The following is a 16475-nucleotide window of genomic DNA, read 5'->3' as shown; positions in this document are numbered from 1 at the left end:
GGAGCGGAGCGCAGCCGATTTTGCGCGCCCCCCGGCCCTTTACCCGATCATTGCGCCGTCCCTGGCAACAGCCCTGCCCGCCCGATAGACGATGCGCTGCTTCGGCACCGCCACCACGGCTTCCGGCACATGCTCGGCCTTCAGCGCGACGAAATCGGCCTTGGTGCCCACGGCGACGCCGTATCCTTCCAGCCCCAGCGCCCTGGCGCCGGCACGGCTCACCACGTCATAGGCGGCTTCCAGCTCGGAATCCTCGTAGAAGCCGGAGCGGTAGCCCATCATGTTGGCGCGGTTCAACATGTCGCCGTCGCCATAGGGCCACCAGGAATCGCGGATGTTGTCGGAACCGCCAAACACCGTGACGCCCGCCTCGCGCAACGCCGCGACCGGCGGGAAAGGATGGTTGCCGGGCGCATTGGTCATGATGGCAACGCCGGAGGCGGCGATCCTCTCGCCGGCCCTGGCCAGCGCGTCGGCGGGAATGTCGCCCAGCGCATAGGCGTGGCTGACGGCGACTTTTCCCTGCATGCCCAGTGCCGTGGTCCGCGCTGCGATCTCCTCGATCTCGAACAGGCCGAGCGTGCCGCCATCATGCAGGTGGATATCGACGCCGGCGCCGCGTTTTTCGGCAAGGCCGAAGACGACATCGAGATGGCCCTTGACGTCGCGGTCGAAGCTCGCTGGGTCGAGTCCGCCGATGAGGTCGCAGCCGAGCGTCAAGGCCTCGTCCAGAAGCTCGGCCGTGCCGGGCGAGGAAAGAATGCCACTCTGCGGGAAGGCGACGAGCTGGATGTCGATCAGCTCGCGATATTTCTCGCGAACGCCGAGGATCGTCTCGACATGCTTCAGCCCGACCGCGGCGTCGACCATGACGTGGCTGCGCATAGCGAGGCTGCCGTGGCCGATGCAAAGCTCGAGCTGGTTTTTCGCGCGCTCTTCCATCGGCGCGGCCCGCTCAAGGTTTTGCATCTGGAAGGCGACACGCTCGCGCACGTCAAAGCCGTTGGTGCAGGGAATGTGCGGGCGCCAGGCATCGCCATAGAAGGAGGTGTCGAGATGGATGTGGCCCTCGACGAAGGCCGGCAGCACGAGCTGGCCGCCGAGGTCGACGGTGTCCGGCGGCGGTGTTGTGGCGCCGGCGGCGGGCGTAATGGCGCTGAAGCGGCCGTCGGAGACGGTGAGATCGGCCAACGAGCCATCGGCAAGTTTTGCGTTGAGAAACTGGGGCAAGATGCAATCCATTGGAAGTGAAAGCACCAGTCGTCGCCGCTGGGCAGGCCGAGGTCAATGCGGCGGGAGGTAGAAAGTCTTTCGCCGAAGCTGTCGATCTCACAAGCGGGGATCGCGCGCTCGGTCGCTGTCGCGGCTGCCGTCGTTAACCTTAATCTCAAACGCCGGTGGGGAAGTCCCTGCCCCCTGCCTATTCCGCTATCACGGAAGTTTCCGTGCGCCAAAAATATGCGATAGTGCATTCTGCGGTACGAGGCCGCCGTGGTCGACGCGGACGCCCAAGCACATCCCCAACAATGTCGCCCCCAACGGCCGCGTCGACCATGAACTGAACGGCGATCTGACCCGGGTCGCCGTTTTTGTTTTGGGCCGATCAGGTTGTCTTGACCCGTCAGGCTTGGGAGCCGGCGTATTCCGCGACCAGCCCGTCATATTCCTCGAAGGCCGGCAGGGCCACATAGCTGTGCGCGGCGGGTGTGGTCACCCAGGGCAATTTCTCGCTGGTCCAGGTTTCGACGAAGGGCGTGAACCAGGCGGGGTCATCCAGCATGGTCGGGCGCAGGTTGACGAACCAGTCGAGCCCTTCCGGCCGGGTGAACATCCAGGTCATGCAGTAGCCGCAGAAATAGTGTTTCGAGGCGCCGTGCAGGCCGCCGATCACCGGCTCGCCCTTGGTGATCTCGAAGCCGTCCGCGGGAATGGCGGCGCTCAACGAATAGGCGCTGGAGGACATCTTCTGGCAGCCGGTGCAGTGGCAGGCCATGGTGAGCAAGGGCTTTGCCGAGATTTTCAGGCGCACGCGGCCGCAGCGGCAGCCTCCTTCGGCGGGCAGGGAAAGGGTCGGCATGGTGGGGCTCCTGAGTTTGAACAACAAACGCCGGCGGGACAGCGCCCCCCTCTGTCCTGCCGGACATCTCCCCCACAAGGGGGGAGATTGGCAGCTCGGGCGCGCCCCGCCTTGTCCTGCAGCGTTAGAGATTGGCGAAAGCCAAGGTGACATCTGATCTCCCCCCAAGTGGGGGAGATGTCCGGCAGGACAGAGGGGGGCGCGAAGGATCGCGGCCTTTTACTTACCCGTCAACGCCGCCGTCGTGGTTAGCCGTACGCCCTGCTCGGCGAAAGCCGCGTTGTGCCGCGCAATAATCTCCGGTGCCTTCTCATCCTGAGAATCCAGCGTCGAATGCGCATCCGAAACCACGGTGACGCCAAGCCCCTCGGCAAAGGCGCCCCTGACGGTGGCGGCGACGCAGAAGTCGGTCTGGGCGCCGATGAGCACAACATCCCGCGCGCCCTGCCCCGCGATCCACTGCCCGAGCTCGGCATTGGAAAAGGCATTGCCGACCGTCTTGCCGAAGGTCGGCTCGTCGGCCGCCTGGCCGAGTTGCGGCCACACCGGCCAGCCGGAAGCGCCCGGCGCCAGCGGATCGCCCGCCGGTCCGTCATGGCGGATGAACGCCACCTTGCGGCCGGAGCGGCGCGCCCAGTCGATCAGTTTTCGAGCGCGTTCGGCGATAATGTCGGCGTCATGGATCGGCGGATCGAAACGACCGTCGAACATGCCGGTCTGGAGGTCGATGACGATGAGCGGGGCGGCGGCGGAGGGAGCGGTGTCTGACATGGCGCGAAGATAGCGTGGGCGGGGGATGGGTCAAGGCGCAGAGGAGCCGGCAAGTGCCATTGCCGACTTAAGAATTGTCAATCACTAGTTGAAATGCGAATACATCACAACTACTATCCGCGATTGATTGGGGAATTACGATGGGTCAACAATGCACCGTATTTCTGATTGGAGGAGACACCGGAGGCAACGAGCCGGCGGTGTTCACGCTGCAGGACGTGGGAACCAGGTGCAGGCTCACCTGCAGTTATCGGAACAAGGTCATCGAGGCGGAAGAAGACGACTATTTCGAAGCCCTGTGCCAAATCCGCAAGCAACTCGAAGTAGAAGGGATACTGCCATTTTGTTACGGTGCGAGTTACAATATTTTCCCTGAGGGGGACTTTGACAGAGATGAGTCGTGGATTGGTGGTCTGCAAGGTGAAAACGGGGGAGCATCCCAACGAGAGCGACTTAGTCAATATATTTGACGAAGGCTATGACGTGGCGCCCGTGTTCGTCCATATGCAGCAGAAGTTTTGGGATTCATGGCTCGCTCCCTGCCCTCTTGAGGATCAATCCTCCCGTTCGCGGGTTGCAGGAGCTGACAGGTGGATCCTGATTGGCCTTTTGACGATCCGCCGAATGCTGCGGTCTTCACGACGCGTCAGGTCATGAAGGGCGAACATATCATCGACTATGTCTGCCATGATGACGACGACGGCGCGTGGCAATTCCTGAACCGGAACGCCGATTTCGAGGTGGCCAATGCCATGCTTGTCGGCCTGTCGGAGATGGTAAAGCGTGACAACTCGCTTCGCGAATTCTGGGATCTTCCCTATGGCTGGTTTGCATGGCGCGAGGGTAACCTTGGCACAGGGCGATGCAGGAACGGGATTGAACGATCTCCCCCGGCCATCTCCCCCACAACAAGGGAGGAGATCAGCGGTTTCAGCGCCTCACCCAATCCCGCCCATCACCGCATAAGCGCCCGCGGCGCGCCCATCCGGCAGCCTCACAATGGCCGTCACGATCGAGCCGTAGGAACCGCGCCAGACGCTGTGGAAGCCCTGATGCTTCGAGGCCGGGACAATCACCCGGCCGGTGTAGCGGTTGCCGTTTACTTGCATGGTGACCGGCTCGCCGTTGACGTGGACTTTCACGGCCGCTTCTGGCTCCGCCCTGCCCGCCTCGATCTCCAGCGCGATCGCGATCTCGTCCGTGTCGCCGGCGTGGGTCGTTTCAGCACTCAAATCTATCGCAAACGGCGCATCGCCGGCACCACTCGACATACCCCAGCCCGCCGCAAACACATCGTCCGCCAGCGCCGGCGTGCGCGGCGGGACGGTGCGGCGCTGCGTGGCGCGCTCGTAGTCTCCGGCCATCGTCAGCAGCGCCACATCGTCATAGGCCTTGCCGGCGAAGGTCAGGCCGACCGGCATGCCGATATCGGCCATGGTGCCCATCGGCACCGTCACCGTCGGGATGCCGAGATGGCGCCAGACAAGATTGCCGTTGGCGACCCAGGTGCCGTTGCGCCAGGCAAGTTCTGCCGAAGCCTCGTTGACGTCGGCATCGGCCGGGCCGACATCGGCGGCGGCGGGCAGCACCACGGCATCGAGGCCGTTCGCCTCGAGCCAGTCCTCGAAATCGACGCGGCGCGTTGCCTCCAGCCCCTTCAGCCCTTCCTCGATGGTGGCAATGTGTTCCAGCGGCGCCACACCTTTCTTGGCGCGTTCGACATATTCGGCCAGGTCAAAACCGTCATCGCCATACCGGTCGGGCAGCGTGCCCGGCGGCTGCGGAAAGATTTTCGGGCCGTCGACCGAAGCGAGATCTGGGATGGCCGGATCGGCGTTGGCGCGCAAAAAATCGTCCCACGACCAGATCGACAGGTCCCAGATTTCGCGCTCGGCGAAATCCTTCGGCACCAGGCCACGATCGACCATCGAGCGTGCGCCCGGGCGGTCGCGCTCATAATTGGAGACGACGGGAAAATCGACCTCGACCACCTCGGCGCCGAGCGCTTCCAGGTCACGAGCGGCCTGCCGCCAGAGATCCAGCACCGAGGCGCGCGTCTCGATCGGACGGTCGGCTTCACTATCCTTGCCGATATACATTTTCGGCACGCCGAGCCGCTTGCCCTTGAGCGCGCCCAGCAGCGGAAGCCCTGTGTAGCTTGCCGGCCTGAGCGCCGAAGCCTTCGGGATCGAAATCCAGGGCTGCACGCGCCAGAAATCGCCTCTCGGCTCGGCATCGTCGGCGACGATCACGTCGAGCAGTTCCAGCATGTCGGGCACGGTACGCGTATGCGGCACCACCACATCCATCGTCGGCACCAGCGGCCAGTTGCCGCGCACCGAGATCACGCCGCGCGAGGGCGTGTAGGCGACCAAAGCATTGTTGGAGGCCGGCGCGCGGCCGGACGACCAGGTCTCCTCGCCGAGCCCGAAGGCGGCGAAAGAAGCCGCGGTCGCGGTGCCCGAACCGTTGGACGAGCCAGAGCCAAAGGCGGCTGTGAGATAGTCGGCATTGTAAGGGCTTTCGGCGCGGCCATAGACGCCGCGCTGCATGCCGCCATTGGCCATCGGCGGCATGTTGGTGAGGCCGATGAGCACGGCGCCCGCGGCGCGCAGCCTGGCGATGGTGAAGGCGTCCTCGGTGGCGACAAGATGCTCGAAGGCCGGCGAGCCGGCGGCGACCGTCAGGCCCTTCGCTTTGTAACTGTCCTTGGCGGTGTAAGGGATGCCGTCAAGCGGCCCGAGCACCCTGCCCGCGCGGCGGCGCCGGTCGGAAGCCTCGGCCTCCTCGAACATTTTTGGATTGAGGATCGGCACGGCGTTGAGCGCGATGCCGCGGCGGTCGTAGTGGGCGATGCGCCGCAGATATGCGCCCGTGAGTTCGACGCTAGTGACGATGCCCTCCTCCAGCGCGTGGCGCAGGTCGGCGATCGAGGCTTCGACGAGGCGGAGGGTAGTCATGGCAAACTCTCTGCAATGGCGACGATCCGCAGCTTCCTGAAGGTCGCGCTCCGTCACACCCCCCTCTGCCCTGCCGGACATCTCCCCCGCAAGAGGGGAATTGGCTGTCGCGCAGGCTTTCGCCATTCGCCAGCGTTGCAGGAATGGCGGCGAGGCCGAAGCTGCTGATCTCCCCCCTTGCGGAGGAGATGGCCGGCAGGCCAGAGGGGGGTGCTGTCCCGCCCGGCCTTTCCGTGAACGAACTTCCGTCAATCAGGCTACTCCGGAGCGCCCGCAAACAGCACCGTCCCATCCCCTCCTGCCGCCGGCCAGTCGCGGATGGTGCGGTCGATGCCGCCGGTGATGAGCGTGCCGTCGGCGGCGAAGGCGACCGCGTATATCGGGCCGGTGCCGGGGTCGAATTCGGCGATCTCGGCGCCTGTGTCCATGTTCCAGATCCGCGCGGTGCCGTCGAGCGAGACCGAGCCGAGGCGCTTGCCGTCGGCCGAGAGCGCCAGCGCATAGACCGTGCCGGAATGGCCATCGAAGCGGCGCACTTCCTTGAAGCTGTCGAGGTCCCAGAGCTTGATCGTGTAGTCGCCGCTGCCGGTCACCGCATGGCGGCCGTCGGCGGTGAAGACTGCGCCATAGGCGCCGCGGTCGTGGCCGTGCCAGCTGCGCAGCTGCTTGCCGGCGACAATGTCCCAAAGCTTCAGCTCGCCGTCGATGCTGGCGGTGAGCGCCTTCGTGCCGTCGGACGAAACGGCGACCGAGCTGATAGACCAGTCATGGCCGGACAGCATATGCAGGACCGCGCCCTTCTCCAGGTCCCAGACGATGACCGAACCGGTGTCGTGACCGCTGACGGCGCGCTTGCCGTCCGGGCTGATGGCGAGCTTGTTGACGCCGCCGTTCTGGCCCGAGGAGAAGACATGCAGCACCGCGCCATCGGAAAGCTGGCGCAGCACGATCTCGCCATCGTCGCCGGCGGTGAGCGCGGTTTTGCCGTCGGGCATGAAGAGCGCGGTTCGCACCATGTCCTTGTGGACGCCGAGATCGCGGATCAGCCTTTGGCCGTCGATGTCCCAGAGCTTGATCGTGCGGTCGGTGCTGGCGCTCATGATCTCGTGCCCGTCGGCTGACACCGCCAGCCAGACGACGGCATCGCGATGGCCTTCCGGCGCGGTCGGCTGCGCCGGCGGCTCGGGTGGAGGCGGCGCCACCGTCTCAGGCGGCGTAGCGGGCGCCAGCGCCGTCTGTTCGGTTGGCTGGGAAGGCTGCGCCGGAGCGACAGTTTGTGTAGCGGGCGCAGCAGGCGTCGAGCGAGCCGGCTCGGCCGGCGAAGTGGCTGTCGGCGCGACAGGCGCGGCCATGGGTTCGGCAGGTGGCGCGGGCTTCGCCGGCTCGGCCGACGGAGCCGGGGGCGCCGGGGTGGGCTCGGCCGGCGGTACCGGTTGCGCCGGAGCGCTGGCGACGTCCTTTGGTTCGGCGGTCGCGGCCGGCTCGCTGCCGGCGCCGGCCTCGTGGGCACGCCAAGGGCTGAACTGGTCGGCCAGGATGACGAGCAGGGCAACGAGCGGCATGGCGAGCGCGATGCGGCGCAGCCGCGGACGCCCGGCGGGCACAATCTCGGCGTCGCGGCCGAAGAGAGGCACTGACGGATCATGCCTTGCCGCCGACGGCAGCAGGCCGGCGAGGAACAAAAGCCCCGCGAGCATCGAAAGCACGCCCGCGGCGCCGAAGATCTCAGCGCTCGTCGTGGCCGAGGGCTTGCCGCCCAGCGCCAGATAGAGCTTGGCGAAGCAGGCGAGGCCAACGGCAAGCATCACCAATGCCAGCAGCCTGTCGGTCGATCTTTTCATCAGCGCCCCCGCGCCCCTTCCCCGCCCAAAGATGGAAGAAGCATCCGCCATCCTAGCCGAGCTTCCCTCCGAGGCTAAGTGCGAGACATCACATGAAGAAAGATAAATGGGCTTCGGTCAGGCATGTCTTTTCCATCGAGTCTGCTGCCATTTACTTGCGCGGCTGACCAATATCTCCATGCCCATGGCGGCCGACCGACACTGTGAGCAGAAAGCCACATTCCCCAAGAATAGACTGGAATGCTAGCCGGCTTGGTTGACAGGAAAAACCCTTATGACATCATCCGGCGGGGAATTTTTAGGAGAGCTTGGCATGAAGAAGATTTATGAGAGGCCTTCCCTGGTGAAAAAGGGCCGGCTTTCGACAGTCACTGCGCAGTTGGCGCCATCCGCGACTTAACGATTTTGAAGCGCCCGGACAGCTGTCGCGCGAGCCACCAGCAGGACTGAACGATTCCGTGGATCGTTAGGCATGGTGGATCGGCGGGGGTAATTGACAGCGAAGGACATCGCTCATAAGCCATAGGCAGGGCAATAAGGGGGTTTTGAATCATGAAGAAGACTTACGAGAAGCCTAGCATCGTCCGCAAAGGCAAGCTTTCGGCGATCACGAGCGGCGGTGTTTCCGTTCCCACTAATGGAAACGCACCGGCCTAGATTTCCCGGCTAGGCCCCCTCCCAAGAGGCGTCTCGAAGGTCATTCAAAAGACCTATATGGCCGCATATGTTGGCTAAATAAATCTTTCCACCGTCACCGCAACGGCCCAGTCAACCTAGATGCTGCGGGGGCCGGGTTTGCTCACCGTGCCACTACCAGTTCATCCAGCACAGCCTGCCAACAATGCCTGGTGGAGATGCGCACGCGTGTCACCGCCTTCAGCATCGGCGCATAGTGGACGGGCGCCAGCGCCGATAGCACCACCTCGTCGCTCGCGATAAGCTCTTCGCCTAACCAGCTTTCGATCAGTGCCACCTCGCCTTCCGAAGCGAGCCATGCGGCGGTCAGCATCACCGAATGAAATCCGAACGGTTCGTTGCTGCCGAACTCGGCCTGATGGCCGCTGCTCGTATAAGCCACATAGCAGCGCGACAGGCTGCCGTTGACATAGCCTTCGCTGTTCTTGACGTAGTGGCCCGTCAAGGCATTGAGGTTGCGCCAGTCGAGCCCGCCATAGCCCGAGCGGACCTTCTGGAAGGGAAGCCTGGTCACGTCGTTGAAACCGATTGTTTCCAGCGCCGCTTCGCCGCTGATCGCGCCCCGCTGCAATAACCCAAGGTCCGCCGCATAGGGCGAGAGCGGCAGGCGCCGGTCGAGGCCTGAACCTGAAATCATCACCGTGTCAGCATCGACTGGAACATCGAAGCGAAAAGCGCCCGGCGCAAGTGGCTTCGTGTCCAGGACCATGCCATCGCCCAGAAGCGTGAGCGTTACCTCGGCCGCCGCCTTGCCGCGCACGAAGCGCGCCGGCGAAAGGCCGACCGCCCGCGGCAGCTCCTCGCCGGCGAGGCCCGAAGGCGAGCCCGGCAATTCCATAAGCCGCAGCGACTGGTCTTGGTTGTTCGTGCTGACGCGCCATCCCCGCGGCACCGAGACCACAAACCGATAGGTGCCGGGCGCACGCAGCAGCGCCCGGCGCTTTTTCGTCGACATTGGGAAATTGGCGAAGCCGCCACCGTTGGTGCGCAAGGCGGCAAGGAAGGACCCCTTCTCGTCATAGGCCCGCACCACGATGCCCGCGATCGGCCGGTCGGCCTGGCCGAACTTGCCGTCGCCGTCGACATCCATGAAGACGAAGCTGGAATAGTTGAGCAGTCGGCGGCTGCCGCTCCAGTCGGTCCTGGCCGCATAATCCTGAGCGGGATCGGGATTGCCGCGCGCCTTGCGGCGCTTGCGCCGCCAGCGCATGGCGAGCGCGATGAGGGCGATGGTGCCGGCGAGGACGAGAGCGGAGATGAAGAGGACGAGGGCGTTGTCAGCCATGGCGGGGGAGCGATGGCTGGAGAAAGATGTCCAAGATGAAAAGCATAACGTCAGAGCCCCCTCTTTAATGTCTTTCAAATTAACTTGGGACTTCGTGGCTGCACAACCATAACCGGCGAGATGATAGTATCGAACCATCGAAATGTTGGCGGGACAGCGCCCCATTCCCTTGTCCCCTTGTGGGAGAAGGTCAGGTCGCCAGTTCCACCCACACCGGCGCGTGGTCGCTGGCGTTGTCGCCGCCTCGCACCTCCCGGTCGATCCCGGCCCCTTTCAGCTTCCGCGCCACCTTGTTCGACAGCAGGATATGGTCGAGCCTGAGACCCGCGTCGCGCGGCCAGCGGTTCCGCCGGTAATCCCAGAAGGTGTAGAGCTTCTCCTCCTTCGGGAAGACTTTTCGCAGCGCATCGGTCCAGCCCTGCTCGATCAGCGCCGCAAAGGCGGCGCGGCTTTCGGGCTGCACGAGCGCGTTGTCGTCATAGGAGCGGGTTTGGTAGATGTCGCGCGGCTCGGGCACGATGTTGTAGTCGCCGGCGAGCACCACCGGCAGGCCGGTATCGAGCAACTGTTCGGCATGCGCCGCGAAGCGTTCATGCCAGGCGAGCTTGTAGTCGAATTTCGGTCCGGGCTGCGGGTTGCCGTTCGGCGCGTAGAGGCAGGCGACGACGATGCCGTCGACCGCCGCCTCGATGTAGCGCGCCTGGCGGTCGGCATCGTCGCCGGGCAGCGCGTCGCGCGTCAGCACAGGTTCCGAGCCCCTTGCCAGGATGGCGACGCCGTTCCAGGTCGGCTCGCCCTTCCACACCGCGCCATAGCCGGCATTGGCGAGTCGGGTCAGCGGGAATTGGGTATCGCGGGACTTCAGCTCCTGCAGGCAGACGACGTCGGGTTTTGCGCGCGCGAGCCAGGCCAGCAGGTTTTCCAGCCGGCTGTTGATGTTGTTTATGTTGAAGGTGGCGAGTTTCATTTTTGGATGCCGAAGGCGCCCCACACTTCGTTATCCTAGGGTCTGCGCGCGTCGCTTCGCTCCTTGCTCCACCCTAGGATGACGAAGCCGAGGGCGCCATCCAGGCTTTCACCGTCTCCGCCACCGTCTTCAGATGATCCGCCGCCGAAAACCCCGAGATCGCCTTGCGCGGCTTCAAATCGTGGTCGCCGTCCTCCAGCCAGATCACCTGAATAGCCTCGGACAGGCCGTAGGTCGCGACCTCGTCCTTCGTGCCGAACTCGTCGCGCGTGCCCTGGAAGATCAGCGTCGGCGTTTTCAGGCCGGCGAGGTGTTTTGTCCTCAATTGTTCCGGCTTGCCGGGCGGATGGAAAGGATAGCCCAGGCAGACCAGCCCGGCGATCTCGCCCTTGGCAAACATCTCGTCGGCGACCATGGAAGCAACGCGGCCGCCCATCGACTTGCCGCCGATGATCAGCTTGCCGGTCACGCCCTTGGCGCGCAGATCGGCGATCGCCTTCACATATTCCGGGTTCACCGTCTCGGCCCGCGGCGGCGGCTTGCGGTGGCCGTAGCGGCGGGCGGCCATGTAGTGGAACTCGAAGCGCGCGACCTGGAAGCCGGCCGCTACGAGTGCCTTGGCGGTGGCCGCCATCGAGGGTGAGTCCATCGAAGCGCCGGCGCCATGCGCGAGCAAGATGGTGACGGGGGCGGTGTCGGGGCCGTCGAAGAGGAAATAGGTCATGGAGAGATATTCCGCGCCACGGCGAAGCTGCTGATCTCCCCCCTTGTGGGGGAGATGCCCGGCAGGGCAGAGGGGGGCGCGAAGGAACGCCGACTTCGACCCTTAAGAAAAGAGAATTCTAAAGGTCGCGGCGGCCAACCGTTGAGAGGTCGGCGGGACAGCGCCCCCCTCTGTCCTGCCGGACATCTCCCCCACAAGGGGGGAGATTGGCCGTCGCGACGGCCTTCGCCAATCATCGTCACCCCGCCGTGCGCGCCATATGCAAATCCACGAACTGTATCCCCTTCTGCGCCAGCCTTGCCCATTCCGACTCCGCATCCAGCTCCAGATACCGCGCCCACAGCCGCCGCGCCTCGGCAAGATTGCCGGCGTCGAATTCCAGCCGGGCGAGGTTGAACACCGGGTCGGCATAGGCCTTGTCGAGCGCGATCGCCTTCTGCAGGTGCCGGCGGGCCGAGGCCACCTTGCCCTCGTCGCTCATCAGCCCGGCTAGGTTGAACCAGGCTTCGACGAAACCCGGATCCAGCTTGATCGCCCGCGCATAGTCATGCGCGGCCTCCGCCACGCGGCCGGCGCCGCGCAGGCAGTTGGCGCGATTGAAGGCGGCAATCGCATCCTTCGGGTCGATCGCCAGGCAGCGCTGGTAGAGTGCTGCCGCATCGTCGTGGCGCCCCTCCTCTTCGGCGGCTTCCGCCTCGGCGAAAAGCTCCTCCAGCGTGTCGTCTTCCGAGCTGCCGAGATCGAACAGCAGCTGGCCGTCGACCTCGCTCGTCCCATCGTCGAGATAGATCGCGTCCGGCCGGCCGTACTGGGAACCGAGATTGAGCGACTTGGCGGTGAGCGAGGCGACCGGGCCGGAGCGATACACGGAGCGGACGATCGCGCCCCAGGAGGCGCCGCTGGCGATCAGCCCAGCATATTTTCGGGCCAGGATCAGATCGCGGAAGGAATAGGGTTCGCCGTCATGCTCGAAGGCATCGAACAGCGACAGCATGTCGAGATCGTCGCCAGCGAGCCGCGACTGGTCGATGAGCGACTGCCTGGATAGGGACGACGCCTCCGGCGCCTTCATCAGCCCGAGCAGACGCAGGAAACCGCCCTCGCTGATGAGCCGGCGGCCGGCGTCGCGCTCGGCTTTCACGCGACGCTCGATCTCGGCGTCGCCGGTTTTCGTTGGCTTGGCGAGCAGCGCGCGGCCGAACACGACATGGGTGGTGCGCCGGGTGACGCCGCGCCTCAGCTCGGCATGGCGGCGCTCGACCTCGCGCGCGGCGAGCCTGAGCGGAAAGGCGGCCAGCGCGCCGACGGCGCCGAAGACGGCGCCGGGGAGAATCACCGACGTCACTTCTTGCTCTTGCCGACGGCCTTCAGCAGGTTCGCCTTGAGCGGATTTTCAGGCGCGCCGCCGCCGGCAGCCGTCTTCTTGGCGGGCTTGGCCGGCGCTTCCTCGGCCTTGCTCTTCGACTTGGCCGGGGGCTTGGCCTGCTGCGACAGGCTCGCCTTCAACGCATCCATCAGGTTGATGACGTTGCCGCGCTCGGGTGCCGCGGCGATGATCGGCTTGTGGCCCTTCAGCTTCTCGCGGATCATCGCCATCAGCGCCACCTCGTAGCGATCCTCATAGTTCTTCGGATCGAAGTGGGTTTCCTTCTGCTTGATCAGCGCCTGGGCGAGCTCCAGCATTTCCGGGTCCGGCTTGCCGGCCGGGATGTTGCCGAAATATTCAGCCGTGCCGCGCACTTCGTTTGGATTCCTCAAGGTGCAGACGAACATGCCGTTCTCGCGCGCGCCGATCGTCACCACGCGCTCGCGGCTGGAGAGCACCAGCCGGGCAATCGCCAGCTTGCCGGACTTGCGCATCGCCTCGCGCAGCACCGCGAAAGTCTCTTCCGCCATGGCGCCGTCGGGTGCGAGATAATAGGGCGAGTCCTGAAAGATGACGTCGACCTCGCCTTCGTCGACGAAGGCCTCGATGTTCATCGTGTGGTTGGATTCGATCCTGACCGCATCGAGGTCGGCGTCATCGATGATGATGTACTGCTTGTCCTCGTATTCGTAGCCGCGCACCAGATCCGAGCGCTCGACCAGGCCGAGCTCGGGGTCGACCGGCTTCATGTTGATGCGGTTGTGCGTCTTCTTGTGCAGCTGGTTGAACGAGATGCGCTCGCTCGCGCTGGTGGCCGGATAAAGCCGGACCGGACAGCTGACGAGGCTGAGCTTGAGGTAACCTTTCCAACTTGCCCTGGGCGCCATGATGAACTCCTACGCAGCCATGCACTGACATTTTAGCTTGAGCATGATCTTCTCCAAAAACCGGTTCCCACTTTTTGGGATCATGCTCTCTGCAGCGCTTCCCGCTCAAGGACGGTTGGCGCCGTGGAAATCCTACACCGACCCCTCACGATAGCGGCAAATCCCTAGCGAAGTATTTTCTGAGGCGCGGCTGGGACGGGCGGAAGAATAATTCAAATTGTAGAAAGCGTCGATGGATTGCACAGAGATGCCGGCGGGACAGCGCCCCCTCTGTCCTGCAGGACAGAGGGGGCGCGAAGGAACTCAGCGTTCTTCGTTATCTTGCCTTGTCCGTCGTCGGCAAATCCCTCGCAGCCTCGTCGATCTCCGCCCACGGATCCCCCGAGGTCTCCAGCAATCCCGGCAGCGAGGCGTAGTTCAGGTCCTCCGGCGCGTCGATTGCTTCGAGGTCCGTCCAGCTCACCGGCGTCGAGGCCGGCAGGTTGGTGCGGGCGCGCAGCGAATAAGGCGCCGCGGAGGTGTGGCCGCGGGCGTTGCGGTGGAAATCGATGAAGATGCGCTTCTTGCGGTTTTCCTTGCCCATGGTGGTGGTGAAGGTGTCGGGCGCGCTTGCCGCCAGCAAAGTCGAAATGGCGCTCGAGGCCTGGTGCAGTTTCTTCCAGTTCTGCTTGCGCGTCACGGGCACGGTGATGTGGATGCCCTTGCCGCCTGACGTCTTGGCGAACGGCACAAGGCCAAGGCTCTCCAGTCCGCCCTTGATGTGGACGGCAGCCTCCACCACCTCGCGCCAGGAGATCCCCTCGCCGGGGTCGAGGTCGAAAACGATCTGGTCGGGCTTATCGAGTTTCGTGCGGTGCGTGCCCCAGGTGTGGAACTCGACGACGCCGAATTGCGCCAGCGCCAGATAGCCCTTGGCGTCCTCGACCGAGAGGTAGGTCTTGGTCTCGCCCTCGGAATTCGTCGACTCGAACACCGCCACCGAAGGCGGCATGCCGGTGAAGGCGTGGCGCTGGAAGAAGCAGTCCTGCGGCTTGCCGGTCGGGCAGCGCACCAGCGACACCGGGCGGCCGATGATGTGCGGCAGCATGAAATCGCCGACCAGCGCGTAATAGACGGCGATGTCGAGCTTGGTCGGCCCGGTCTTGCCGAACAGGCGCCGCTCCGGATTGGTGACCCAGATGGTGGCAAGGTCGGATTCGGCGATCAACCGCTTGCGCTTGACCGGCACCGGCGTGGTGAGCCCGCCGACGTCGCGCAAGCCGCGAAAGACACCGTGGCGGATCGCATTATCGGCGGTGCGGTTCGAATAGCGGACGCGCGCCGACAGCAGCGGCTTCACCCAATGCATCTCGCGCATGATCTCGCGCGGCACGCCTTCGGGCGGGCTGGCGCCGGCCGACAGCCGCTCCAGTCGGGTGAGCAGCTCTCGTGCCATGTCGCTGTCGAAGCCGGTTCCGACCTTGCCGCGATAGTGAAGTTCGCCATTCTCGAACTCGGCCATGCCTAGCGCCGCCAGACCTTCCGCGCGGTCGGAGACCGTATAGCCGGCGATGACGAAATCGTCCGTCTTCTGCGCCTTCACCTTGGTCCAGCTCTTGGTGCGGCCGCTCTGGTAGATGGCGTCGGCACGCTTTGAGACGACGCCTTCCAGCCCAAGGTCCGAGGCCTGGTCGTAGAGGCCCTGCCCGTCGCCCTCGACATGGTCGCTGAACTGGATGGCGGAGTTGGCGGCCTGACCGGCGAGCAGTTCGGCAAGCAGGGCCTTACGCTTTTGCAGCGGCACCTTGCGCAGGTCCCAGCCGTCGAGGTGGAGAAGATCGAAAGCATAGAAATGCAATTTGGACCCGGCGCCTTCGGCCAGCGCGTCCTGCAACAGCGCAAAGCGGGAGATGCCCCTGTCGTCGAGCACCATGATCTCGCCGTCGATGATTGCCTGGCTGACCGGCAGCCGCGAAAACGCCTGGGGGAGATCGCCGTAGCGCTTCGTCCAGTCGATGCCGCCGCGGGTGATCAGCCGCACCTCGCCGTCGACGACATGCGCCATGGTGCGGTAGCCGTCGAACTTTATTTCGTGCAGCCAGAGCTCGCGTGTGTTCTCCGCGAGGCTCGTGCCGCCAGGCGGTTTCGGCACCTGTGTGGCAAGCTGCGGCTCGATGCGGGCGGGCGGGTCGCCCTTCACGGCGCCGGGCAATGACCCGGGCTTCAGCGAGCCGAGCTTCGGCGGCAGGCGCTGCGGCTTTCTGGGCGCTACCAGCTCCTCGATGCGGCGGCCCGACTTCACGCTTTCCGGACGCGCCTCGAGAATGTCGAGCTTGGTGTCGGAAGCGAGGTCGCGCTCCTTGAACAAAAGCCAGTTCTTCTTGTTCTCGTCCTCGCCGGGCTTGGGCTTCAGCCTGGTCAGCATCCAACCGCCATTGAGCTTCTGGCCGGCCAGCCGGAACTTGAAGGCGCCGGTGCGCAGGCTTTCCTCGACATCCTCCATCGGCGCCCAGGTGCCGGTGTCCCAGACGATCATCGGCCCGCCGCCATACTCGCCCTCGGGGATGACGCCCTCGAAGTCGATATATTCGATCGGGTGGTCCTCGGTCTCGACGGCGAGGCGCTTGTCGGCGGGGTTGAGCGAGGGTCCGCGGGGCACCGCCCAGCTCTTCAGCACGCCGCCCACCTCCAGGCGCAGGTCGTAATGGTCGGCCGTGGCATGGTGCTTGTGGATGACGAAGCGGTTGCCCGCTCCGACTTCTGGCCTGCCCGCAGGTTCGGGTGTGCGGCTGAACTCGCGCTTGGCGCGGTAGGTTTTGAGCTTGGAGGGCATGGGTTAGGTAGGGGCTGCCAAAGACACAAGCCGCGTTCCTTCGCGCCCCCCTTTGTCCTGCCGGACATCTCCCCCACTTGGGGGGAGAT

The 16475-nt window shown here is 64.8% G+C and carries 11 protein-coding genes; all 11 read right to left on the bottom strand.

Features of this window, described 5'->3' with window-relative positions:
• Positions 1-39: 39 nt before the first annotated feature.
• The 11 genes from RFN30_RS21530 to ligD all read right to left on the bottom strand — a co-directional run bounded on the left by RFN30_RS21530 (position 40) and on the right by ligD (position 16386).
• Positions 40-1242 carry an amidohydrolase family protein gene (locus RFN30_RS21530; protein ID WP_430699076.1) on the bottom strand — a complete coding sequence of 401 codons (1203 nt, stop codon included), beginning with the start codon at positions 1240-1242 and terminating at the stop codon, positions 40-42.
• A 379-nt stretch (positions 1243-1621) separates the two neighbouring features.
• Positions 1622-2077 (bottom strand): GFA family protein, encoded by a 456-nt coding sequence (locus RFN30_RS21525; RefSeq protein WP_320264098.1) that lies wholly within the window; start codon positions 2075-2077, stop codon positions 1622-1624.
• A 219-nt stretch (positions 2078-2296) separates the two neighbouring features.
• Positions 2297-2848, bottom strand: a complete 552-nt coding sequence (locus RFN30_RS21520; RefSeq protein ID WP_320264097.1) for a cysteine hydrolase family protein — start codon at positions 2846-2848, stop codon at positions 2297-2299.
• Between the two features lie 938 nt (positions 2849-3786).
• Complete coding sequence (locus RFN30_RS21515) at positions 3787-5808, bottom strand: amidase (protein ID WP_320264096.1); 2022 nt, start codon at positions 5806-5808, stop codon at positions 3787-3789.
• A 257-nt stretch (positions 5809-6065) separates the two neighbouring features.
• On the bottom strand, positions 6066-7649 hold the full coding sequence (locus tag RFN30_RS21510) for a WD40 repeat domain-containing protein (protein ID WP_320264095.1): 1584 nt from the start codon (positions 7647-7649) through the stop codon (positions 6066-6068).
• A gap of 799 nt (positions 7650-8448) precedes the next feature.
• Positions 8449-9630 (bottom strand): hypothetical protein, encoded by a 1182-nt coding sequence (locus tag RFN30_RS21505; RefSeq protein ID WP_320264094.1) that lies wholly within the window; start codon positions 9628-9630, stop codon positions 8449-8451.
• A 190-nt stretch (positions 9631-9820) separates the two neighbouring features.
• Complete coding sequence (locus RFN30_RS21500; RefSeq protein WP_320264093.1) at positions 9821-10597, bottom strand: exodeoxyribonuclease III; 777 nt, start codon at positions 10595-10597, stop codon at positions 9821-9823.
• A 73-nt stretch (positions 10598-10670) separates the two neighbouring features.
• A complete protein-coding gene (locus tag RFN30_RS21495) occupies positions 10671-11321 on the bottom strand; it encodes an alpha/beta hydrolase family protein (protein WP_320264092.1) in 651 nt (216 codons plus the stop codon).
• Between the two features lie 238 nt (positions 11322-11559).
• Positions 11560-12657, bottom strand: a complete 1098-nt coding sequence (locus RFN30_RS21490) for a tetratricopeptide repeat protein (RefSeq protein ID WP_430699075.1) — start codon at positions 12655-12657, stop codon at positions 11560-11562.
• A 5-nt stretch (positions 12658-12662) separates the two neighbouring features.
• Positions 12663-13574, bottom strand: a complete 912-nt coding sequence (gene ku, locus RFN30_RS21485) for a non-homologous end joining protein Ku (protein WP_320264090.1) — start codon at positions 13572-13574, stop codon at positions 12663-12665.
• A 316-nt stretch (positions 13575-13890) separates the two neighbouring features.
• Entirely contained in the window at positions 13891-16386 is a 2496-nt protein-coding gene (gene ligD / locus RFN30_RS21480; protein WP_320264089.1) for a DNA ligase D, read from the bottom strand.
• Positions 16387-16475 lie beyond the last annotated feature (89 nt).

This window comes from Mesorhizobium dulcispinae, assembly GCF_033977345.1.
GTDB classification, from domain to species: domain Bacteria; phylum Pseudomonadota; class Alphaproteobacteria; order Rhizobiales; family Rhizobiaceae; genus Mesorhizobium; species Mesorhizobium dulcispinae.
Note: the sequence above shows the minus strand (reverse complement) of the source record. Positions and strands in the feature narration are given on the sequence as shown.

What these genes read in the sequence shown, in the direction of transcription:
- RFN30_RS21530 (WP_430699076.1), bottom strand. Translation starts at nt 1,242, where the DNA reads ATGGATTGCATCTTGCCCCAGTTTCTCAACGCAAAACTTGCCGATGGC.
- RFN30_RS21525 (WP_320264098.1), bottom strand. Translation starts at nt 2,077, where the DNA reads ATGCCGACCCTTTCCCTGCCCGCCGAAGGAGGCTGCCGCTGCGGCCGC.
- RFN30_RS21520 (WP_320264097.1), bottom strand. Translation starts at nt 2,848, where the DNA reads ATGTCAGACACCGCTCCCTCCGCCGCCGCCCCGCTCATCGTCATCGAC.
- RFN30_RS21515 (WP_320264096.1), bottom strand. Translation starts at nt 5,808, where the DNA reads ATGACTACCCTCCGCCTCGTCGAAGCCTCGATCGCCGACCTGCGCCAC.
- RFN30_RS21510 (WP_320264095.1), bottom strand. Translation starts at nt 7,649, where the DNA reads ATGAAAAGATCGACCGACAGGCTGCTGGCATTGGTGATGCTTGCCGTT.
- RFN30_RS21505 (WP_320264094.1), bottom strand. Translation starts at nt 9,630, where the DNA reads ATGGCTGACAACGCCCTCGTCCTCTTCATCTCCGCTCTCGTCCTCGCC.
- RFN30_RS21500 (WP_320264093.1), bottom strand. Translation starts at nt 10,597, where the DNA reads ATGAAACTCGCCACCTTCAACATAAACAACATCAACAGCCGGCTGGAA.
- RFN30_RS21495 (WP_320264092.1), bottom strand. Translation starts at nt 11,321, where the DNA reads ATGACCTATTTCCTCTTCGACGGCCCCGACACCGCCCCCGTCACCATC.
- ku (WP_320264090.1), bottom strand. Translation starts at nt 13,574, where the DNA reads ATGGCGCCCAGGGCAAGTTGGAAAGGTTACCTCAAGCTCAGCCTCGTC.
- ligD (WP_320264089.1), bottom strand. Translation starts at nt 16,386, where the DNA reads ATGCCCTCCAAGCTCAAAACCTACCGCGCCAAGCGCGAGTTCAGCCGC.